General features: G+C 63.8%; 21 protein-coding genes. 9 read left to right on the forward strand and 12 right to left on the reverse strand.

Annotated features, from left to right (window positions below; all coding sequences use genetic code 11):
• Positions 1 to 95 precede the first annotated feature (95 nt).
• The gene (locus tag AC4QBL_RS11580; RefSeq protein ID WP_472908238.1) at positions 96 to 2,090 is read right to left on the reverse strand and encodes a DNA topoisomerase IV subunit B; all 1,995 of its coding nucleotides are present in this window, start codon (positions 2,088 to 2,090) and stop codon (positions 96 to 98) included.
• A gap of 133 nt (positions 2,091 to 2,223) precedes the next feature.
• Here AC4QBL_RS11580 and AC4QBL_RS11585 point away from each other — a divergent pair, with 133 nt between their 5' ends.
• From AC4QBL_RS11585 to bamC, 5 genes are all read left to right on the forward strand, one after another.
• Complete coding sequence (locus tag AC4QBL_RS11585) at positions 2,224 to 3,486, forward strand: MFS transporter (protein ID WP_472908247.1); 1,263 nt, start codon at positions 2,224 to 2,226, stop codon at positions 3,484 to 3,486.
• Positions 3,483 to 3,626, forward strand: a complete 144-nt coding sequence (locus AC4QBL_RS11590; protein ID WP_472908237.1) for a hypothetical protein — start codon at positions 3,483 to 3,485, stop codon at positions 3,624 to 3,626. The genes AC4QBL_RS11585 and AC4QBL_RS11590 overlap by 4 nt, the downstream gene beginning before the upstream one ends.
• Positions 3,626 to 4,219 (forward strand): class I SAM-dependent methyltransferase, encoded by a 594-nt coding sequence (locus AC4QBL_RS11595; protein ID WP_472908236.1) that lies wholly within the window; start codon positions 3,626 to 3,628, stop codon positions 4,217 to 4,219. The genes AC4QBL_RS11590 and AC4QBL_RS11595 overlap by 1 nt, the downstream gene beginning before the upstream one ends.
• Positions 4,220 to 4,297: 78 nt before the next feature.
• Entirely contained in the window at positions 4,298 to 5,185 is an 888-nt protein-coding gene (dapA, locus tag AC4QBL_RS11600) for a 4-hydroxy-tetrahydrodipicolinate synthase (protein WP_472901844.1), read from the forward strand.
• Between the two features lie 63 nt (positions 5,186 to 5,248).
• Complete coding sequence (gene bamC / locus AC4QBL_RS11605; RefSeq protein ID WP_472908235.1) at positions 5,249 to 6,397, forward strand: NlpB/DapX family lipoprotein; 1,149 nt, start codon at positions 5,249 to 5,251, stop codon at positions 6,395 to 6,397.
• A gap of 122 nt (positions 6,398 to 6,519) precedes the next feature.
• Here the strand turns inward: bamC and AC4QBL_RS11610 are convergent, their stop codons facing one another.
• From AC4QBL_RS11610 to AC4QBL_RS11620, 3 genes are all read right to left on the reverse strand, one after another.
• On the reverse strand, positions 6,520 to 6,837 hold the full coding sequence (locus AC4QBL_RS11610; protein ID WP_472901846.1) for a hypothetical protein: 318 nt from the start codon (positions 6,835 to 6,837) through the stop codon (positions 6,520 to 6,522).
• Positions 6,838 to 7,065: 228 nt separating this feature from the next.
• Complete coding sequence (locus tag AC4QBL_RS11615; RefSeq protein ID WP_472901847.1) at positions 7,066 to 7,590, reverse strand: hypothetical protein; 525 nt, start codon at positions 7,588 to 7,590, stop codon at positions 7,066 to 7,068.
• 41 nt (positions 7,591 to 7,631) lie between these two features.
• On the reverse strand, positions 7,632 to 8,720 hold the full coding sequence (locus AC4QBL_RS11620) for a JmjC domain-containing protein (RefSeq protein WP_472908246.1): 1,089 nt from the start codon (positions 8,718 to 8,720) through the stop codon (positions 7,632 to 7,634).
• 104 nt (positions 8,721 to 8,824) lie between these two features.
• Between AC4QBL_RS11620 and AC4QBL_RS11625 the strand changes: the two genes are divergently transcribed.
• Positions 8,825 to 9,367: an FKBP-type peptidyl-prolyl cis-trans isomerase gene (locus AC4QBL_RS11625; RefSeq protein ID WP_472908234.1), complete on the forward strand. Its 543-nt coding sequence runs from the start codon at positions 8,825 to 8,827 to the stop codon at positions 9,365 to 9,367.
• Positions 9,368 to 9,433: 66 nt separating this feature from the next.
• Here the strand turns inward: AC4QBL_RS11625 and dut are convergent, their stop codons facing one another.
• The 8 genes from dut to xseB all read right to left on the reverse strand — a co-directional run bounded on the left by dut (position 9,434) and on the right by xseB (position 17,816).
• The gene (gene dut, locus AC4QBL_RS11630; protein WP_472908245.1) at positions 9,434 to 9,883 is read right to left on the reverse strand and encodes a dUTP diphosphatase; all 450 of its coding nucleotides are present in this window, start codon (positions 9,881 to 9,883) and stop codon (positions 9,434 to 9,436) included.
• A 17-nt stretch (positions 9,884 to 9,900) separates the two neighbouring features.
• On the reverse strand, positions 9,901 to 11,688 hold the full coding sequence (locus AC4QBL_RS11635; RefSeq protein WP_472908233.1) for a TRAP transporter large permease: 1,788 nt from the start codon (positions 11,686 to 11,688) through the stop codon (positions 9,901 to 9,903).
• 12 nt (positions 11,689 to 11,700) lie between these two features.
• A complete protein-coding gene (locus AC4QBL_RS11640) occupies positions 11,701 to 12,318 on the reverse strand; it encodes a TRAP transporter small permease subunit (protein ID WP_472901850.1) in 618 nt (205 codons plus the stop codon).
• Between the two features lie 180 nt (positions 12,319 to 12,498).
• Positions 12,499 to 13,629 (reverse strand): TRAP transporter substrate-binding protein, encoded by a 1,131-nt coding sequence (locus tag AC4QBL_RS11645; protein WP_472908232.1) that lies wholly within the window; start codon positions 13,627 to 13,629, stop codon positions 12,499 to 12,501.
• Between the two features lie 235 nt (positions 13,630 to 13,864).
• Complete coding sequence (gene folE2 / locus AC4QBL_RS11650; RefSeq protein ID WP_492131587.1) at positions 13,865 to 14,665, reverse strand: GTP cyclohydrolase FolE2; 801 nt, start codon at positions 14,663 to 14,665, stop codon at positions 13,865 to 13,867.
• A 32-nt stretch (positions 14,666 to 14,697) separates the two neighbouring features.
• Positions 14,698 to 16,593, reverse strand: a complete 1,896-nt coding sequence (gene dxs / locus AC4QBL_RS11655) for a 1-deoxy-D-xylulose-5-phosphate synthase (RefSeq protein WP_472901853.1) — start codon at positions 16,591 to 16,593, stop codon at positions 14,698 to 14,700.
• A gap of 51 nt (positions 16,594 to 16,644) precedes the next feature.
• Positions 16,645 to 17,550, reverse strand: coding sequence for a polyprenyl synthetase family protein (locus AC4QBL_RS11660; protein ID WP_472908231.1), 906 nt, complete (start codon positions 17,548 to 17,550; stop codon positions 16,645 to 16,647).
• Positions 17,547 to 17,816, reverse strand: coding sequence for an exodeoxyribonuclease VII small subunit (xseB, locus tag AC4QBL_RS11665; RefSeq protein ID WP_472901855.1), 270 nt, complete (start codon positions 17,814 to 17,816; stop codon positions 17,547 to 17,549). Before xseB ends, AC4QBL_RS11660 begins: the two co-directional genes overlap by 4 nt.
• Before the next feature lie 313 nt (positions 17,817 to 18,129).
• Here xseB and AC4QBL_RS11670 point away from each other — a divergent pair, with 313 nt between their 5' ends.
• From AC4QBL_RS11670 to AC4QBL_RS11680, 3 genes are all read left to right on the forward strand, one after another.
• The gene (locus tag AC4QBL_RS11670; protein ID WP_472901856.1) at positions 18,130 to 19,281 is read left to right on the forward strand and encodes an aromatic ring-hydroxylating oxygenase subunit alpha; all 1,152 of its coding nucleotides are present in this window, start codon (positions 18,130 to 18,132) and stop codon (positions 19,279 to 19,281) included.
• Positions 19,282 to 19,333: 52 nt separating this feature from the next.
• Positions 19,334 to 20,224 (forward strand): DMT family transporter, encoded by an 891-nt coding sequence (locus AC4QBL_RS11675; RefSeq protein WP_472901857.1) that lies wholly within the window; start codon positions 19,334 to 19,336, stop codon positions 20,222 to 20,224.
• A 94-nt stretch (positions 20,225 to 20,318) separates the two neighbouring features.
• Positions 20,319 to 21,185, forward strand: a complete 867-nt coding sequence (locus AC4QBL_RS11680) for a sulfurtransferase (protein WP_472908230.1) — start codon at positions 20,319 to 20,321, stop codon at positions 21,183 to 21,185.
• The last annotated feature ends 93 nt before the right edge of the window (positions 21,186 to 21,278 follow it).

Genomic DNA, 21,278 nt, shown 5'->3' on the forward strand with positions numbered 1-21,278 from the left:
CAGAGGGCTGGCTCAGAAACACCGCCGGGCTGGCTCCGCCAGACGGCTGGTGTTGCCCCCTCGGGGGGTGACGCCGAAGGCGGCGCGGGGGGAAATCAAATATCCACTTCCACCGAATCGCCGTGCAGCTCCATCAGCTCCCGGCGCGAAGCGGCTTCGCCCTTGCCCATGAGCTTGGTGATGAGCGCTTCGGTGGCTGCGAAGTCCATAGACCCGAGGTTCACCTGCATCAGGCGGCGGGTGTCGGGGTTGAGCGTGGTGTCCCACAGCTGCTCGGCGTTCATTTCACCCAGGCCTTTGAAGCGGCTGATCTGGCATTTTTCGCGCGGCACGCCGTCCTTGGCGCATTTGTCCAGAATGGCGGTGAGCTCGCCCTCGTCCAGCGCGTACTGCTTGATGGCGGGTTTTTTTCCGCGCGCGGGCACGTCCACCCGGAACAGCGGCGGGCGCGCCACATACAAATGGCCGTTTTCAATCAGCTTGGGAAAGTGGCGGAAGAACAGCGTGAGCAGCAGCACCTGGATGTGCGAGCCGTCCACGTCGGCGTCGCTCAAGATGCAGACCTTGCCGTAGCGCAGCCCGCTCATGTCGGGCGTGTCCAGCGGGCCGTGCGGATCAATGCCGATGGCCACCGAAATGTCGTGAATCTCGTTGTTGGCAAACAGGCGGTCGCGCTCCACTTCCCAGGTGTTCAGCACCTTGCCGCGCAGCGGCAAAATGGCCTGGCTTTCCTTGTCGCGGCCCATCTTGGCACTGCCACCGGCCGAGTCGCCCTCGACCAGAAACACCTCGTTGTGCGCCAGGTCCTTGCTTTCGCAGTCGGTCAGCTTCCCCGGCAGCACCGCCACGCCCGAGCCCTTGCGCTTTTCCACCTTCTGGCCGGCTTTCTGGCGAAACTGCGCGGCCTTGATGGCGAGTTCGGCCAGCTTCTTGCCGTAGTCCACATGCTGGTTCAACCAAAGCTCCAGCGCGGGGCGCACAAAGCTGCCCACCAGGCGCACCGCATCGCGCGAGTTCAACCGCTCCTTGATCTGGCCCTGAAACTGCGGGTCGAGCACCTTGGCGCTGAGTACGTAGCTGGCGCGGGCAAACACGTCTTCGGGCAGCAGCTTCACGCCCTTGGGCAGCAGCGCGTGCAGTTCGATGAAGCCCTTCACGGCCTGGAACAGGCCGTCGCGCAGGCCGCTTTCGTGCGTGCCGCCCGCGCTGGTGGGGATCAGGTTCACATAACTCTCGCGCACCGGCTGGCCGTCTTCGGTGAAGGCCACGCACCAGCTGGCGCCCTCGCCTTCGGCAAAGCTGTCGTGGGCGCTGTCGGCAAAGCCCTCGCCTTCAAACAGCGGAATCACCGGCTCGCCGTGCAGCGTTTGCTGCAAATAGTCGCGCAGGCCGCCCTTGTAGAGCCACACCTGCGTGTCCTTGGTTTTTTCGTTCACCAGCGTCACCGTCACGCCCTGCATCAGCACCGCCTTGCTGCGCAGCAGGTGGGTGAGCTCGTTCATGGGCAGCGCGGCCGACTCGAAATACTTCGCGTCGGGCCAGGCGCGCACCGTGGTGCCCTGCTTGCGGTCGCCCTCGCCTTTGGGCGCGATCACCAGCTGTTCGATCACGTCACCGGCCGAGAACGCCAGCTTGGCCACTTTGCCCTCGCGGTAGCTGGTCACTTCCAGCCGGGTCGAGAGCGCGTTGGTCACACTCACGCCTACGCCGTGCAGGCCACCCGAAAAGCTGTAAGCGCCGCCGCTGCCCTTGTCAAACTTGCCCCCGGCGTGCAGCCGGGTGAAAACCAGTTCCACCACCGGGGCCTTTTCTTCCGGGTGGAGGCCAAACGGAATGCCACGGCCGTCGTCTTCCACACTCACCGAGTGGTCGGCGTGCAGCGTGACCTTGATCTTTTTTCCATGGCCAGCCAGCGCCTCGTCGGCCGCGTTGTCCAGCACTTCCTGGATGATGTGCAGCGGGTTGTCGGTGCGGGTGTACATGCCCGGCCGTTGTTTGACCGGCTCCAGTCCCTTGAGGACGCGGATCGAACCTTCGGAATAAGCGTCGCTGGCGGCGACGGACTTGGGGGCGGCGGGTTTCTCTGTCATGCGCGGCATTGTAGTGCGCGCCCCGCCTTTTCACTGTATGCAACAACAGCTTGCCGGACTGGCGGCTTGCCTGCGTGTGACCGGTTTCGCGCAGGTGGCAGCGGGCATGGGGCAAATTCGCTACATTCCCCGGATGTCCATTGCCTCACCCACCCCGTCCGGCGCGCCCCCAACCCAGGGCCCCGCTGGTCTATCCACCCTGCAGGTGCTCGCCTGCGGTGCTTTCATCGTCACGCTGTCCATGGGCATCCGCCATGGTTTCGGCCTGTGGCTGCAACCCGTGACCCAGTCTCAGGGCTGGACCCGTGAAACCTTTGCCTTCGCGCTGGCGGTGCAAAACCTGTCGTGGGGCGTGTTCGGCATTTTTGCCGGCATGGCGGCCGACCGCTTCGGCGCCTTCAAGGTGCTGGTGGTGGGCGCCGCGCTGTATGCGCTGGGCCTGCTGGGCATGGCCATGTCCACCACCTCGTTGGGGTTCGCGCTCACGGCGGGCATCTTGATTGGGGCGGCGCAGGCCGGCACCACCTACGCGGTGATTTACGGTGTGATCGGGCGGCAAATACCGGCCGAAAAGCGCTCATGGGCCATGGGCGTGGCCGCGGCGGCAGGCTCGTTCGGGCAGTTCCTCATGGTGCCGGTAGAAGGCTGGCTCATCAGCAGCTTTGGCTGGCAAGAAGCGCTCATGGTGCTGGGCGCGGCGGTGCTGCTGATCATGCCGCTGGCCTGGGGCCTGCGTGAACCGGGTTTTGCGGGTGGCACCATGCCCAAGCGCGAGCAATCCATTGTGCAGGCGCTGCGCGAAGCGTTCAAATACCGCAGCTTCCAGCTGCTCATGGCGGGCTATTTCGTGTGCGGTTTCCAGGTGGTGTTCATTGGCGTGCACATGCCGAGCTACCTGAAGGACAACGGGCTGTCGCCCCAGGTGGCGAGCTACGCGCTGGCGCTCATTGGGCTGTTCAACGTGATCGGCACGTACGCCGCTGGCGCGCTGGGCCAGCGCATGCCCAAGCGCTACATCCTGGCGTTCATTTACCTGGCGCGGGCGGTGGCCATCAGCGTCTTCCTGATCGTGCCGCTGTCGCCCGCCAGCGTGTATGTGTTTTCAGCCGTCATGGGCGTGCTGTGGCTGTCCACCGTGCCGCCCACCAATGCGGTGGTGGCGCAAATTTTTGGTGTGGCCCACCTGTCCATGCTGGGCGGCTTTGTGTTTTTCAGCCACCAGATTGGCAGCTTCATGGGTGTGTGGCTGGGCGGCGTGTTGTACGACCGCACCGGCAGCTACGACATCGTCTGGTACATCTCGATTGCGCTGGGCGTGTTTGCCGCCCTGATCAACCTGCCGGTGCGGGAGTCTCCCATCGTGCGCGGGCCCCAGCGCGTGGGAGCGGCGGCGTGAAAACCACCGGCTGGAACGGTCTCTGGGCCAAGGTCACCCTCTGGGCGGGCATCGGTGCAGCGCTGCTGGGCACCCTCAAGCTCTACAACCAGCCCGACTTTTTGTTGAACCTGGCCGACCAGCTCTGGAGTTGCTTCTGATGCCCAACACCGCCCTCCCCTCGACGGGTAGCCCCGTGCTACACGGCAACGAAGCCCCCTCAAGCTGGGTGCGCCGCTGGACGCACCTGATCCCCGCCGGGGGCACTGTGCTGGACGTGGCCTGCGGCCACGGCCGCCACCTGCGATGGCTCGCCGAGCGGGGCCACCGCGTGACGGGCGTGGACCGCTCGCCCGAAGCCATTGCCGCCGTGGCGCCGCTGGGCCGAGCCGTGCTGGCGGACATTGAAAACGGTCCCTGGCCGTTGGAGGGTGAGACCTTTGATGCCGTGGTGGTGACCAACTACCTGTGGCGCCCGCTGTTGCCGCTGATCGTGGCCAGCGTGGCACCGGGTGGCGTGCTGCTGTACGAGACCTTTGCCAGCGGCCATGAGACCGTGGGTCGACCGGCTCGGCCCGACTTTTTACTACAACCCGGCGAGCTGCTGCAGGCCTGCGGTGGGCTGAGGGTGGTGGCCTTTGAAGACGGTTTTTGCAGCGCGCCCGAGCGCTTCGTGCAGCGCATCGCAGCCGTGCGAGAAACCGGGCATTCCGGAGCCACGCCAGTGCGTCGTCTGCTCGACGTCACTGGGTAGAATGCAAGATTACCTGCCCACCGCGGGCCGGCCCGTCCTGACGCTGGGTCAGGGTGCATCCTTTCGAGCCTGAAGCTTATGAAAACCATCACCGGCAGCATCGTGGCCCTGGTCACGCCCCTGTTAGAAGACGGCAGCGTGGACTACCCCACCCTGCGCAAACTGATTGACTGGCACATTGCCGAGGGCACCGACTGCATTGGCGTGGTCGGCACCACCGGCGAGTCGCCCACCGTGACGGTGGAAGAACACTGCGAGATCATCCGCGTGTCTGTGGAACAGGCCGCCAAACGCGTGCCCATCATGGCCGGCTGCGGTGCCAATTCCACCGCCGAAGCCATTGAACTGGCCAAATTTGCCCAAAAAGTGGGCGCCGACTGCCAACTGCAGGTCGTGCCCTACTACAACAAGCCCACGCAAGAGGGCCAGTACCAGCACTTCAAAGCCATTGCCGAAGCCACCGGCGACCTGCCCATCGTGCTGTACAACGTGCCCGGCCGCAGCGTGGCCGACATGTCGGTTGAAACCGCCCTGCGCCTGGCGCAGGTGCCGGGCGTGGTGGGCATCAAGGAAGCCACCGGCAACATTGAGCGGGCGCAATGGCTCATTCGGGAAGCGCCCGAGGGCTTTGCCATTTACTCGGGTGACGACCCCACCGCTGTGGCGCTCATGCTGTGCGGCGGCCAGGGCAATGTGAGTGTGACCGCCAACATTGCACCGCGCCTGATGCACGAGCTGTGTGTGGCCGCCATCGCGGGCGACGTGAAGCGCGCCATGGACATCCAGTTCCGCCTGATGCCGGTGCACAAAAACCTGTTCGTCGAAGCCAACCCGATCCCGCTCAAGTGGGCCATGGCCCGCATGGGCCTTTGCAACGAGACCATGCGCCTGCCGCTCACGCCCATGTCGCGCGCGCTGGTGCCCACGGTCGAAAACGCCTTGCAGGACAGTGGGCTGATCGCCTGACGCAACGGCTCGCCGCCGCCTGCCCCGTCCCTCACACACCTTTCTCTCACCGAGCGCTCCAACATGCCCACTTCCGCACCGTTTGAAACAGCATCCCGCCCGACTGCCGCGGCACACGCCGGCTTCGGTCTGGCACGCCTGAGCCTGCTGGCCGCTGCGGCGGTGCTGGCCACGGGCTGCTCGATCTTGCAAGAAGACAAGATCGATTACAAAAGCGCCGAGCGTGGTGTCACGCTGGATGTGCCTCCCGACTTGACCCAGCTCAGCCGCGACTCGCGCTACAACGTGCCGGGTTCGGTGGTCACCGCCAGCGGCTACCAGACCGCGCAGCCAGCCCAGGCATCCAGCGGCACCACCGCGGTCAACACCGTGGGTGACGTGCGCATTGAACGCGCCGGCAACCAGCGCTGGCTGGTGATTGACCGCCCTGCCGACAAGCTCTGGAGCCCGGTGAAAGACTTCTGGCAAGAAAACGGTTTCCTGCTCGAACTTGACCAGGAAAACCTGGGCATCATGGAAACCGACTGGGCCGAAAACCGCGCCAAGTTGCCACAAGACATCATTCGCCGCACGATCGGCAAGGTGTTTGAAAACCTGTATTCCACCGGCGAACGCGACAAATTCCGTACCCGTCTGGAACGCAATGCCGCCGGTGGCACCGAAATCTACATCAGCCACCGCGGCATGATCGAGGTGTATTCCAGCACCCAAAAAGACCAGACCGTGTGGCAGCCCCGTCCAGCCGACAGCGAACTCGAAACCGAGTTTTTGCGCCGCCTGATGGTGAAGCTGGGGGTGAGCGAAGCCCAGGCCAAAGCGGCTGCAGAGACGGCGCCGGTCCAGGCTGTGGCGCGCGTGACCACGGTCAACAACGTGCCCCTGGTGCAAATAGCCGATGGTTTTGACCGCGCCTGGCGCCGGGTGGGCCTGTCGCTGGACCGCACCGGCTTCACGGTCGAAGACCGCGACCGCACCCAAGGTGTTTACTTTGTGCGCTACGTGCCCGCTCAAGCAACCGACGCGGCCAAGCCCGGCTTCTTTGGCCGGCTGTTTGGCAGCTCGGCACCAGAGGCTACGCCAGCCAAATACCGTGTCGTGGTGCGAAGCAGCGGCGAAAGCACCACGGTGTCGGTGTTGGACGCACAAGGCCAACCCGACAGCTCGGCCAATGCGCAAAACATTTTGCAATTGCTCGCCAACGACTTGAAGTGACAGGCAGCGCTGCTGATGGCAGCGCCTGCGCGTGAAGTCCATGGGTGGACAGCGCTCCAAACGAAAAAAAGCCGCCTAAGGGCGGCTTTTTTGCGACCGGGCTCAAGGCCCGGATGCACGCATTACTGCGCAGGCTTCACAGCAGCTTTGGCGGCTTCGGCAGCAGCGTCAGCAGCGGCTTTGGCAGCATCGGCAGCGCCAGCGGCAGCAGCGTCAGCAGCGGCACCAGCAGCAGCTTCGATAGCACCAGCGACGGTGGGGGTGGCAGCAGCGTCGGTTGCAGCAGGAGCGGCATCGGCAGGAGCGGCGGCAGGAGCGGCTTCCACAGGTGCTGGAGCAGCAGCAGGTGCTGGTGCCTCAACAGGTGCTTCTTCTTTTTTACCGCAAGCGGTCAGGGCAACAGCAGCCAACAGGGTGGCGATCAGGAGGGTCTTATTCATGAGAAATTCCAATGGATGTGTACTAAACGAAGCAAAACGCTTGAATCGACCAAAAAAAAACCCGAACCTTTATTCGAGTTAAATCGATTCAGCCTGACGCCCATTTGTGAATGTGTGTCCCGGCTGGAAGGGAATGATACGCCCGAAAAAACAACCGTGTTTACCCTGATCAAGTATTTCTTTTACTCACAGATTAGCGTTGCAAAAATACAACTTTCAGCTATCTTCCTACAAACCCAAGGTGGTCGGCGGCAGTGACGGACTGCCCTTTTGCCACCAGTGATCCAGCCGCTCAGCCAGCGCCACATGGCGCCGCGCGTCGCGGCTCGCCACCATCACGCCATGGCTGGCATCGATGCGTTCCAGCGTCCAGCCGGGCGACCAGATGGCGCTGGGCAAATCGCCGGCCAAAGCGCTGCTGCAGGCACGCACCTCGATCAGATGGGCCCACGTCACGCGCCACTGCACAAAGCGCGGGTGTTGCAAGCGCAGCGACCCGAGGTCTTGGCCCAGCACCTGCAGCACCCGACCCCGCCGGGCCCAGGCTTGTAGCGAAGCGACCACCGCCCGTTCGCCCAAGGGCCAGTCCAAAAAATTCGGATCACAAAGCACCAGGCGCGGCCACCCCTCAACAGCGGCTGTGGCCAGTGCTTGGCGCACCAGGTCAGCAAACAGCAGCCGCCCCTGCAGACGACCCTCGGGCAACGGCTGCCATGCGCCGGGCGCATCAGGTGTGTGGGAAGCGTCGGTCATGGTGGTCTCCTGGCGCGCTTGATCGCAGGCCTTTCAGAAGGTCAGGCAGCGTGTAGCCATCCGGCTTCAAACCAGTCTTGCAGCAGTGCGCGCGCGTCTGCGCTGGCGCGCTGCACCTGCGCAGCCGTGAGGCGCCGCTCGTCTGCCAGCGCACGCATCAGCCGGGCATCGGCACCACCCGCATGCAGGCTCTCCCCGTTGATGAACACATGGCGCTTGTCGTACATCATGCGGGTGCGCCGGTCCAGCTGCACCGCGCCGGGCGCCCAGTCGGCCTCGGGCTCTTCAAACCACACCCGCGGCTTGGGCTCGGTCATGACCTCGCCCAAAGCACAGGCGAGCGACTGGCGCTCGGCCAGCAGGCGCTGCAGCGCGTCGACCGCAAACGCTTCGAGGGCGGGCGGCATGGCGGCGGGTGTCGCGGTGGCAGGCTGAGCCGGGTCGCGGTAGAGCGTGGCATCTTCAAAGTCGTCGGCCATGCGCTGCAACAGTTCACCGGCCAGCCCGCCGCGCTGCGGCACGCGAAAGCCCACGGAATAGGTCATGCAGTCGTCGCCCACGGCCACGCCGTCGTGCGCCCAACGCGGCGGCAGGTACAGCATGTCACCGGGGTTGAGCAGGTGCTCTTCCTCGGGCTCAAAGTTGCTCAAAATTTTCAGGGGAACGCCCTCCTCCAGCGTCAAGTCTTTCTGGCGGCCGATGCGCCAGTGGCGCTGCCCACTGGCCTGCAGCAAAAATACGTCGTAGCTGTCGAAATGCGGGCCCACCCCGCCGCCATCACTGGCCCACGAGATCATGAGGTCGTCCAGCCGGGCGTCGGGCACAAACCGAAAGCGCTGCAGCAACTCGTGTGCAGCGTTCACATGCAGGTCCACGCCTTGCACCAGCAGCGTCCAGCGAGGTTGCTTGATGGGCGGCAAGGCGGTCCGTGCCAGGGGGCCGTGCTTGAGCGTCCAGCCTTTGGCCTGGTGCACGATCAGGCGCGACTCGACCGCTTCGTCTGCAGCCATGGCAAACAGTTGCTGGCGCGTGAGAAAGGGCTTGAAGCCCGGCAACGCATTGCGGATCAGCAGCGGCTTTTTCTGCCAATGGCGGCGCATGAACTGCGCGGGAGAGAGACCACCCAGCATCGCGGTAGGTGCATCGGGTTGGGGATGAGCGGCCGCCACGGGGGCGCTGGCCAGGCTGGAAGGGTTGGCTTTGAACATGGGACAATTGTCCAATGAAAAGCCCTATGACCATCACCGAACAATGCGTTGTGGCCCTGACCTGGACGCTGAAAGACACGCTGGGCGAAGAACTCGATGTGCTCGACGAGCCGATGGAGTTCTTTGTCGGCGGCAACGACCTGCTGGCCAAGATCGAGGAAGCCCTGCAAGGCCACGAAGCCGGCGCCACCGTGGACCTGCACCTGGAGCCGCAAGACGCCTTTGGCGACTACGACGACACCCTGCTGTTTCTGGAGCCTCGCCACCTGTTTCCCGCTGAGCTGGAAGAAGGCATGGGTTTTGAAGGCCTGCCCGCCGGCTGCAACCCCAACGCGCCCAAAGACCGCCTGTACTTTGTCAGCGACATCTACCCCGAACATGTGGTGCTGGACGCCAACCACCCGCTGGCGGGCATTGCGCTGCGCATCTCGCTCAAGGTGCATGCGGTGCGCGAAGCCGAGGAAAACGAAGTCGGTGCTGGCTCGCTGGGTACCGGGTTTTTCAGCATGCAGGTGAACCCGATACCGGCGGACGACACACCCGACGACCACACGCCCACGCTGCACTGACCCCCGACGGGTTACACGCAAAAAAAAAGGCTCCTGACGGAGCCTTTTTTTCGTCGTGATCGGCACTCAGGCGCGACCGGTGGAGCCGTAGCCCCCTGCACCGCGTTCGCTGGCGGCACCAAATTCCGCCACCACATTGAACCGCGCCTGCACCACCGGCACGATCACCATTTGCGCAATGCGCTCCATGGGCTCAATGGTGAAGGCCACGTCGCTGCGGTTCCAGGCGCTGACCATGAGCTGCCCCTGGTAGTCGCTGTCGATCAGCCCGACCAGGTTGCCCAGCACGATGCCGTGTTTGTGGCCCAAGCCCGAACGCGGCAGGATCATGGCCGCAAAGCCCGGGTCGGCCAGGTGAATGGCCAACCCCGTGGGCACGAGCTGCCAGGCATTGGGCGCCAGCGTCAAGGGCGCGTCCAGGCAAGCCCGCAGGTCCAGGCCGGCACTGCCGCTGGTGGCGTAGGCCGGGAGCTGTTCCGCCATGCGCGGGTCCAGCACTTTCACGTCGATCTGCATCTGAAAGCTCCCGTCGCTCATTCGGCTTTTTTCATCGCATCTTCGAGCGCCTTGGCAGGATCCACTTCCGCTTCCTCTTCGGCGGTGGGCTCTGGCACGGCAGCATCCGCTGCGCCACCACCGCTCATGTCCGGTGCGTCGTCATCGTCCGTCTGTAGATCTTGCATGTTGTTCAACATGTCGCTCACGGCCGCGTCGTCCACCACGGTGGCCTTGTCCAGGTTGCCGGTCACGATGCCTGGGTTCAACACAATGACCGCGACCATGATGACCTGAAGCATGATGAAGGCGATGGAGCCTTTGTAGATCTGGGCGGTGGTCACGGCCTTGATGCGCTTGCCGGTCACCACGTCGTCGTAGTCATTGCGCGCGGCCACGCTGCGCAGGTAGAACAACGCGAAGCCAAACGGCGGCGTGAGGAACGAGGTTTGCAGGTTCATCGCCAGGATGATGCCGAACCAGATCAGGTCGATGCCCAGCTTGTCGGCCACTGGCACCAGCAACGGAACCACGATGAACGCGATTTCGAAGAAGTCGATGAACATGCCCAGGATGAACACAATGAAGTTCACGACAACCAGGAAGCCGATCTGACCACCGGGCAACTTGTCAAACAGGTGCTCAACCCAAATGTGGCCGTCGGCCGCGTTGAACGTGAAGGCGAAGACCGTGGAGCCGATCAGGATGAACATCACGAAGATGGCCAGCTTGGTGCTGTTCTCCAGCGCCTGCTTGAGCAGGTTGAACGACAGCGTGCGCCGGGCACCGGCCATGATGAGCGCGCCGATGGCACCCATCGCGCCACCTTCGGTAGGGGTCGCCACACCCAGGAAGATGGTGCCCAGCACCAGGAAAATCAGCACCAGCGGCGGAATCAACACGAACGTCACACGCTCGGTGAGGCGCGACAACAGGCCGAGCTTGAACAACCGGTTCAGCAACGCAAGACCGAGAGCCAAGAACGCACCAATGGCGGTGGAGAGGATAAATACCTCGTCACCAGGTGCCGCATTTTCCCGCTCCAGCAAGGGGTTCAGGATGGACTCGTGCGCCTGCGACCACAGCACACTGGCGACCGCACACACCGACAGCAGCACCAGCAGCGACATGTGGCCGCTGGAGCCGTTGGGCTCATTGTAAATACGCGCCTCAGGCGGCAGTGCCGGTACCCAGCCCGGTTTCACCAGCGCCACCACCACGATAAACAGCAGGTACAAGCCCACCAGCGACAGGCCAGGGATCAGGGCACCGGCGTACATGTCACCCACCGAGCGGCCGAGCTGATCGGCCAGCACGATCAGCACCAGCGACGGCGGCAGCGCCTGCGCCAGCGTGCCCGATGCGGTGATGGTGCCGGTGGCGATGGTGCGGTTGTAACCGTAACGCAGCATGATGGGCATGGCGATCAGGCCCATGGAGATCACCGATGCAGCCACCACACCGGTGGTAGCAGCAAGCAACGCGCCAACCAGCACCACCGCGATACCGACACCACCGCGCAGCGGACCAAACACCTGGCCCACGGTTTCCAGCAAGTCTTCAGCCATGCGGCTGCGCTCCAGCACGATGCCCATGAGCGTGAAGAACGGAATGGCCAGCAGCGTGTCGTTCTGCATGATGCCGAACACCCGTAGCGGCAGCGCCTGGAACAGGTTGGACGGGAACAGGCCCAGCTCCATGCCGATCAGGCCAAAAAACAAACCGGTGGCTGCCAGCGAGAAAGCGACCGGAAAACCGATGACCAAAAACGCGATCAACCCGATGAACATCACCGGGACAAAGTTGGCGGACAAAAATTCAACCATGGTGAAGTCCGATCAGTGCTTGTTGGCCGAAGCGAGTGACGCTTCAAGCTTGAGTTTTTCGGCCTCGGCAATTTCTTTCGCCAGCAACTCGGTTTCGCTGGGCCCGGAGTGGCTCAGCGGGTCAGGGCCATGCCCTGTCAAAAAGGCGAAGCGCTTGACCAGCTCACTCAAACCTTGCAGGGCCAGCAGGGCAAAGCCCAGCGGAATGATCGCGTACACGGGCCAGCGAATCAGGCCGCCAGCGTTGGACGACATCTCACCCGAAGTCCACGCGTTCACGAACAGGGGCCAACCTTCCAGGATCATCAGATAACACAGGGGCAACAGAAAAATGATGATGCCGCCCACGTCGATCCAGTTGCGGGTGCGGGCCGAGAACTTGGAGGAAATGAAGTCGATGCGCACATGGGCGTTGCGCAAAAAGGCGTAGCCGCCGCCCAGCATGAACACCGCGGCAAACAGGTACCACTGGATTTCAAGCCAGGCGTTGGAGCTGGTGCCAAAGGTCTTGCGAATGACCGCATTGCCGGCGCTGATGAGGGTGGCGGCCAGAATCATCCACATGGCAGACTTGCCAATGAGGTCACTGAGGCCGTCAACCAGACGGGAGAGCTTGAGCAGGAGAGGCATAACGGTTCCCCAAATGGGTAGGGTGTGAATGGCAGCGCAGAAGTCTATAGAAACCTGTGGGCGATCACGGCGGGCCGAAGCAAAAAATGATCAGACACCGAGCCACCCTGGGAGGGATGGCTCGGTGTCGGATCAAAAAACCCCGCACAGGCGGGGTTTTTTGCCGGACAGGTGTGCCGCTTACAGCTTGGCCGACTGCATGTAGCGGTCGAACTGGGCTTCGGTGAAGCGGAACCAGAGGTTTTGCTCTTTGCGGAAATCTGAGTAATCCGTGTAGATTTTTTTCCAGTTCGGATTGGTCTCACTCAACTCCGCATACAGCTCCATCGACTGCTTGTAAGACTCGTCCATCACCACTTTGGGGAACGGCAGCAGCTTGGCACCACCGGCCACCAACCGCTTCAAAGCGCCTGGATTGCGGGCATCGTACATGGCCTGCATCGTGGTGTGGGCATGCGATGCAGCGCACTCGACAATGGCCTTGTTCTCGGTCGACAAGGCGTTGAAAGCAGCCTTGTTGATGTAGAAGTCAAGCTGTGCGCCGCCTTCCCACCAGCCTGGGTAGTAGTAGTTCTTGGCGACTTTTTGGAAGCCCAATTTTTCATCGTCGTACGGTCCGATCCATTCGGTCGCGTCGATGGTGCCTTTTTCCAGCGCCTGGTAGATCTCGCCACCGGGGATGTTCTGGGGCACGGCGCCCATGCGGGTCATGACCTTGCCAGCAAAACCGCCCACGCGCATTTTCAGGCCCTTGATGTCGGCCAGCGTGTTGACTTCCTTGCGGAACCAGCCACCCATCTGGGCACCCGTGTTGCCACCTGGGAAGTTCACGATGTTGTACTGGTCGTAGAACTCGCGGAACAGCTTCAAGCCGTTGCCGTCGTAGTACCAGGCGGTGAGCTGGCGGCTGTTCAGACCAAACGGAATGGCCGTACCCAGGGCAAACGTGTCGTCCTTGCCGAAGTAGTAGTAAGGCGCGGTGTGACCGGCCTCCACCGTACCGGCCTGAACAGCGTCCACCACACCGAAAGCGGGCACCAGTTCGCCGGGCGCATGCACCGTCACCTGGAACTTGCCACCCGACATTTCGTTGATCTTCTTGGCAAACACATCGGCCGCGCCGTGGATGGTATCCAGCGCCTTGGGGAAGCTCGATGTCAGACGCCAGCGAATGGTCTCGCTGGTTTGAACAGCAGGCGCAGCAGGCGATGTGGCGGCGGGGGCAGCAGCCTCTTCCTTTTTGCCACAGGCAGCCAGAATGCCGGCTACTCCAGCGATTCCGGTGGCGGCAATGATGGAACGACGATCCATAGTGGGTAACTCCGTGGTTGTTGATATCCAACTGGCTTGCGCGGATGCACAAGCCATTGACGTTTAAGCCGCCCACATTCTAAGAGGCCCGAGGACCGACTCGTCAGGGGTTTTCCCTTGAGAATTTCCTGGAAATGAATGTTTTTGAGGTCATTTCCAGCCACCGCGCGGCGACGTGAAATTCCGCTCACAAGCGACGTGAAAAACCATCCGAAGAATGGCTAAAAACACCCCCTCAGGCGGTGCGTTTGTCCCTTGAAACGCGTGCATGCACGTCATGCGCATGGATGGACTCGAAGTTGGTCACATCCACCGCATAGGCGTCAATGCGGGGGTCGCGTTCCAGCGCCAGCGCCACATCGCGCACCAGGTCTTCGACGAATTTGGGATGCGCGTAAGCCCGCTCAGTCACCCACTTTTCGTCGGTGCGCTTGAGCAAGCCCCACAACTCGCAAGAGGCGTTGTCTTCGGCAAAACGCACCAGTTCGGTCCAGGCCATGGGCGCGTTGAGCAACACCTCCAGCCGAATGTGTGAACGCTGGTTGTGGGCACCATCGTCGCTGACCTCTTTGGAGCAAGGGCACAGCGACTTAACCGGCACAGTCGCGATCATGCGCACGTCGGTGGAATCGCCCACGTTGTGCACCACCGACCAACCGCCGTCGTATTCCATCAGGCTCTGCAAGCCAGACACTGGCGCGGATTTGCGGATGAAAAACGGGAAACTCACCTCGAAACCCCCGGTGGTGGTCTCCAGCAGCGCCAGCAGCTCGGGCATGGCGGTTTGGAGCCGCTCGAAGGTGACGGGCAACGCGTCACCTTCCTCTGGCTGGGTGAAACCGTCCAACCACGCCAGCAGGCGCGACATGTGCGCGCCTTTTTGCTCGGCGCGCAAACCGACATGCACATGCCAGGTGCCCACGCTGTGTTGCAGGCGTTCAGCCACCCTCAGCGCAATGGGGTAGCGCAGGTTTTTCACGCCCACTTGGGCAATCGGCATGGCGCGTGGGTCGTGGCGGCTCTGCACATCGGGCATGGGAACCGGCGCAGCAACGTTGAGCGGCTCCATCACGCTGCCGCTTTCAAACCGGCATCGGCAACCAGCAGGTCACCAAAACGCTGACGCACCGAGCGCTCAATGCCGGCGGCATCAAGGCCGACCATGGCCAGCAGCTTGACTGGGTCGCCGTGTTCAATGAACTCGTCGGGCAAGCCCAGTTGCAGCACCGGCAGGTTCAATCCCTCGGCCTGCAGGGCTTCCAGCACGGCGCTGCCGGCACCGCCCTGCAAGCAGCCCTCTTCCAGGGTCACCAAGGCCTGATGGCTTGCGGCCAGTTCGCGCAGCAGTTCCACATCAACAGGCTTGGCCCAGCGCATGTTGGCCACGCTGGCGCCCAGCCTCTCGGCCGCCGCCAGCGCGGGGTGCAACAAGGTACCAAACGCCAAAATGGCCACGCCTTGGCCCTTGCGCGTCCATTCGCCGCGGCCATAAGGCAGGCCTTCCAGGCCAGCAGGCTGCACCGCCCCCACGCCCGCACCGCGCGGGTACCGCACGGCCACTGGGTGATTTTGCTCAAAGGCGGTGCTGAGCAGCTGGCGGCATTCGGCCTCGTCGGCCGGGCAGGCCACCGCCATGTTGGGAATGCAGCGCAGGAAGGCGATGTCGTAGGCACCGGCGTGGGTGGCACCGTCGGCGCCCACCAGACCGGCGCGGTCCAGCGCAAACACCACGGGCAGGTTTTGCAACGCCACGTCGTGGATCAACTGGTCGTAGCCGCGCTGCAAGAAGGTGGAATAAATAGCCACCACCGGCTTCAAGCCTTCGCAGGCCAGACCAGCGGCGAAAGTGACGGCGTGCTGCTCGGCAATGCCGACGTCAAAGTAGCGGGCCGGGAAGCGGCGCTCAAACTCAACCATGCCAGAGCCTTCGCGCATGGCTGGCGTGATGCCGACCAAGCGGGGGTCGGCAGCGGCCATGTCGCACAGCCACTGGCCAAAGACTTGGGTAAACGTGGTTTTCGGCGGCGTGGCGGGCTTGGTGAGGCCCACCGCCGGGTCGAACTTGCCGGGACCGTGGTAGGCCACGGGATCGGCTTCGGCCAGTTTGTAGCCCTGGCCTTTTTTGGTGACCACGTGCAAAAACTGCGGGCCGCTGTCGGTGTCGAGCAAATGGCGGATGTTTTCCAGCGTGGGAATAAGCGAGTCGAGGTCGTGGCCGTCGATGGGGCCGATGTAGTTGAAGCCAAACTTTTCAAACAGCGTGGCCGGCACCACCATGCCCTTGGCGTGCTCTTCAAGGCGCTTGGCCAGTTCAAACAGGGGCGGCGCGTTTTTCAGCACCTGCTTGCCCACGTTTTTGGCGGCGGCGTAAAACTGGCCGCTCATGAGCTGGGCCAGGTAGCGGTTGAGCGCGCCCACGGGTGGCGAGATCGACATGTCGTTGTCGTTGAGCACCACCAGCAGTCGGCCTTCGGCCACGCCGGCGTTGTTCAGGGCTTCAAAGGCCATGCCGGCGGTCATGGCGCCGTCGCCGATGATGGCCACGGCGTTGCGGTTTTCGCCCTTGATCTTGGCCGCCAGCGCCATGCCCAAAGCGGCCGAAATGCTGGTGGACGAGTGCGCCGTGCCGAAGGTGTCGTATTCGCTTTCTTCGCGGCGCGGAAAGCCGCTGATGCCGCCCTGCTGGCGCAGGCTGTGCATGCGGTCGCGGCGACCGGTCAGGATTTTGTGCGGGTAGGTCTGGTGGCCCACGTCCCAGACCAGCCGGTCTTCGGGCGTGTTGAACACATAGTGCAGCGCCACGGTGAGCTCAACGGTGCCGAGGTTGGAGCTCAGGTGCCCCCCGGTGCGGGCCACGCTGTCCAGCAAAAAGGCCCGCAGCTCATCGGCCAGGGGGTGCAACTGGGTGCGCGACAGACGCCGCAGGTCGGCAGGCGACTGGATGTGGGACAGCAAGGAACTCATGGGTGGGTCGCGTCGTGCGCTGTAAAAGAACTCAAAGGGCGAGGGATGGGCTCAGTGGGCGCGTCGCCCCACCCAGTCGGCCAAAGCGTGCAGGTTGTCCAGCTGGGTCAGTCCGGTCTGGCGCAGCGCGTCGTGCGCCTGGTCCAGCACCCGGTCCGCATAGGCCTGGGCCTGTTCAAGGCCCAGCAGGGAAACAAAGGTGGGTTTGTCGCAGGCGGCATCTTTGCCTGCAGTCTTCCCCAAGGTCGCGGAGTCGGCGGTCACATCCAGAATATCGTCAACCACCTGGAACGCCAGGCCCAGACTGGCACCGTACTGCGCCAGATGCGCCTGCGCCGCCGGGCTGACGTGGCCGGTGGCAGCACCCATCACCACGCTGGCCTGGAGCAAGGCGCCGGTTTTCAGGCGGTGCATGCCTTCCAGGGCGGCCTGATCCAGCGCCGTACCCACACTGGCCAAGTCCACCGCCTGACCGCCCGCCATGCCAACGGCACCGGCCGAGCGTGCGAGCAAGCGGCACAAACTGGCCGACATGTCGGGTGCCATGCAGCCATCGTCAGGTACCAGCAATTCGAAGGCCAGCGCCTGCAGCGCGTCACCAGCCAGCAGGGCCTGGGCTTCGCCAAATTGCACATGCACCGTGGGCTTGCCTCGGCGCAACACATCGTTGTCCATGCAGGGCATGTCGTCGTGCACCAGCGAATAGGCGTGGATCAGTTCCACCGCGCACGCAGCCCGCATGGCCGCAGCAGCTGAGCCCCCCACGGCGGCGCTGGTGGCCAGCACCAGCAGCGGGCGCAGGCGCTTGCCGCCGTCCAGCACCGCGTAGCGCATGGCCACGCCCAGGCCCGCGGGCGCGTCGGGCGACACCCACCCGGACAGCGCCTGCTCGACCGCCGCCTGCTGCGACGCGCGCCAGGCCACAAATGCTGCGTTTTCTGTGGGCACGGCGCTCATGCAGCGTCCCACGGCTTGAGCTCACCGCCTTCGAGCACCTTGATCTGGTTTTCCACCGCTTCGAGCCGCGCACGGCAATACGCCAGCAGCTCGGCGCCGCGCTGGTAGCGGGTGAGCAGCTGGTCCAGCGGCAACTGCCCGGCATCGAGCTGGGACACCAGTTGCTCCAGCTCCTCAAGTGCAGCTTCGTAGCTGGTGGCGACCGCGCTGGCAGCGCCCGCGCGGGCCGGGGATTTGGTCGGTTTGGATGGGGTGGGTGATGTCATGGGCAGCAACAGAACAGACCGGCTTGCCGTCGGGGCGGGCCACAGCCAGCACCCGGCCAGCCAGACCGTCGATCGAAGATTTTAGCCGGGCGAGGCGCGGCAGCAGCCACCCAGGAAAACCGGCGCCGCGCGCCCGGGGGCCAAGCCCCGGGCCAGCAGGGCCCCCGGGGTACAATCCGCGCTCATTTTTTCATCACTGACGGACAAGCTTTGTCCGGAGGGACGCACCACTCCACCCATCCCGCGCGAATTCGATTTTCGACCAGCGCTTACCCTGCCCCTTCATAGGGGGAGTCTCTAGGTCAAGACCACCATGTCTGATTTAAGTCTTCAATTACAGCAGGCCAGAAGCCAACTCCCGGTTTCCAGCTATTTCAACCAGACGCTCTTTGAGCGCGAACTGGAAACCCTCTTTCAGCGGGGCCCCCGGTACGTGGGGCATGAACTTGCTGTGCCCAACGTGGGCGACTACCACGCTCTGCCGCAGGAAGCCGGGGGGCGCGCTTTGGTGCGCACCGAAAATGGCGTGGAACTGGTGTCCAACGTGTGCCGCCACCGCCAGGCGGTGATGCTCAAAGGCCGCGGCAACCTGGGCACCACACAAAGCGGCAGCGCCGGCGGCAACATTGTGTGCCCCCTGCACCGCTGGACCTACAGCGGCGGCCGGGGCAACACGCCCGCCGGCAACCTGGTGGGCGCACCGCATTTTGCCAAAGACCCCTGCCTGAACCTGAACAACTACAAATTGCGCGAATGGAACGGGCTGCTGTTTGAAGACAACGGCCGCGACATTGCTGCCGACCTGGCCAACATGGGCCCGCGCACGGCCCTGAACTTTGAGGGCATGGTGCTGGACCACGTGGAGCTGCACACCTGCAACTACAACTGGAAGACCTTCATTGAGGTCTACCTGGAGGACTACCACGTGGGGCCGTTCCACCCGGGTCTGGGCAACTTCGTCACCTGCGACGACCTGCGCTGGGAATTCAAGCCCGAGTATTCGGTGCAAACCGTGGGCGCTGCCAACCTGCTGGGCAAGGCGGGCAGCCCGGTCTACCAGCGCTGGCAGCAGCAGCTGATGCAATACCGCCAGGGGCAAATGCCCGAACACGGCGCCATCTGGCTCACCTACTACCCGCACATCATGGTGGAGTGGTACCCGCATGTGCTCACGGTTTCGACCCTGTTCCCTGTCAGCGTGGACAAAACGCTGAACATGGTGGAGTTTTATTACCCCGAAGAAATTGCCGCCTTCGAGCGCGAATTTGTGGAGGCCCAGCGCGCGGCTTACATGGAAACCTGCATGGAAGACGACGAAATTGCCGAGCGCATGGACGCAGGCCGCAAGGCACTGCTGGCCCGTGGCGACAATGAGGTGGGCCCCTACCAGAGCCCCATGGAAGACGGCATGCAGCACTTTCACGAGTGGTACCGCCGCCAGATGAGTGGCGCGGCCCTGGACTGATCGAGGCCCGGGTATTCCCACAAGACCTCCTCACCACACGGGCGCCTGAACCATGCAGGCGTTGTGGATGCTGCTCGCGTCGCTGTTTTTTGCCACCATGGGGGTGTGCATCAAGTTCGCGTCTGAGCATTTCAACAGCTTTGAAATCGTCTGCTACCGCGGCATGGTGGGCGTGATCTTTTTGCTAGGGATGACCCGCGTGCGCGGGGTTTCGTTGCGCACCACGTTGCCCATGATGCATTTCTGGCGCAGTGTGGTGGGCGTCACCGCGCTCACCTCGTGGTTCTATGCCATCGCCGCCCTGCCGCTGGCCACGGCCGTCACGCTCAATTACATGAGCAGCGTGTGGATTGCCGCCTTTCTGCTGGGCGGCGCGCTGCTGGTGCAGGGGCGCAACGCACCCATCAAACAACAAGGCCCTTTGTTTCTGGCGGTGCTGGCTGGTTTCGCGGGGGTGGCCATGATGCTGCGCCCCACCCTGAACGAAGACCAGTTTGTGGGCGCCTTCGTGGGCCTGCTTTCAGGCATTTTTTCAGCCTTTGCCTACCTGCAGGTGGCCGCACTGTCCCGCGCGGGCGAGCCCGAAAGCCGCACCGTGTTTTATTTCTCCATTGGCGCGGTGCTGGCCGGGGCGCTGGGCATGGTGTTTGTGGGCGCGAGCACATGGCACTGGCCCAGCGCGCTGTGGCTGCTGCCCATTGGCTTGCTGGCGGTGTTTGGCCAGCTGTGCATGACGCGCGCTTATGCCAGCGGCGCCACGCTGGTGGTGGCCAATCTGCAGTATTCGGGCATTGTGTTTGCGGGCATCTACAGCCTCACCATTTTTGGCGACCAACTTCCCCTGATCGGCTGGCTCGGCATGGGCCTGATCATTGTGAGCGGCATCGCCGCCACGGCCCTGCGTGCGCGGGCGGTGCCACATGCGCCGGCCGAAGAGCACTGAAAACACCGGTGCGCTGGGCCCACGGCCCGCGCACCCCTAAACGCGGCGCTTTCGGGGCCTCGCCAAGGGCCAGCAGCTACCGCACAATGTGCGCATGTATGCCACCCTTATCTCCGCCACCGAACTGAAACAGCTGCTCAACGCCGACACGCCCGTGCTGGTGTACGACTGCAGCGCCGACCTGATGAACCCCGCCGCGGGCAGGGCGCAATTTGAAGCCGAACACATACCCGGTGCCCGCTTCGTTGGCCTGGACGAGCACCTAAGCGACAAAACCAGCCCGGACCGCGCCAGCGGCGGGCGCCACCCCCTGCCCTCGCGCGAGCGCTTCGCCGCCTGGCTGGGTAGCACCGGCCTGGCCTCACCCGCCACCCAGGTGGTGGTGTACGACCGGCAAAGCGCCAACTACTGCGGCCGCCTGTGGTGGATGCTGAAATGGTGCGGCCACGAGGCCGTGGCCGTGCTGGACGGCGGCTGGGCCGCCTGGGTGGCCGCGGGCGGCTCGTCCGAAAGCGGCCCTGGCCCGGGACCAACGAACGCATCAAGCGCGTATCCACTCAGCCCGGCGCGCGCCGCCACCGCCAACACGCCCACCATTGCCCAGCGGCTGGGGAGCCCGGGCCTGACCTTGATCGATGCACGTGCGGCGGCCCGCTTTCGCGGCGAAATGGAGCCGCTGGACCCGGTGGCGGGCCACATTCCCGGTGCGCTGAACCGGCCGTTCACTGACAACATCGGGCCCAACGGCCGCTTCAAGCCAGCGAACGAGCTGCGTGCCGAGTTCGAGCAGCTGCTGGCCGGGCGCGACCCCGCCAGCGTGGTGCACCACTGCGGCAGCGGCGTGAGCGCCATTCCCAACCTGCTGGCCATGGAAGTGGCTGGCCTGGGGCGCACCGCGCTGTACCCCGGCAGCTGGAGCGAATGGTGCAATACGCCGGGCGCACCGTGTGCGCGGACTTAAGTTCGGGGCGATGTGCTCCGATATACCCGCATAGCAATGCGCCTTGCTCGCAGACCGGCGCTCAACACGCCCTGGTTCTGCACACACCCGATG

It is taken from the genome of Hydrogenophaga sp. L99, assembly GCF_058731905.1.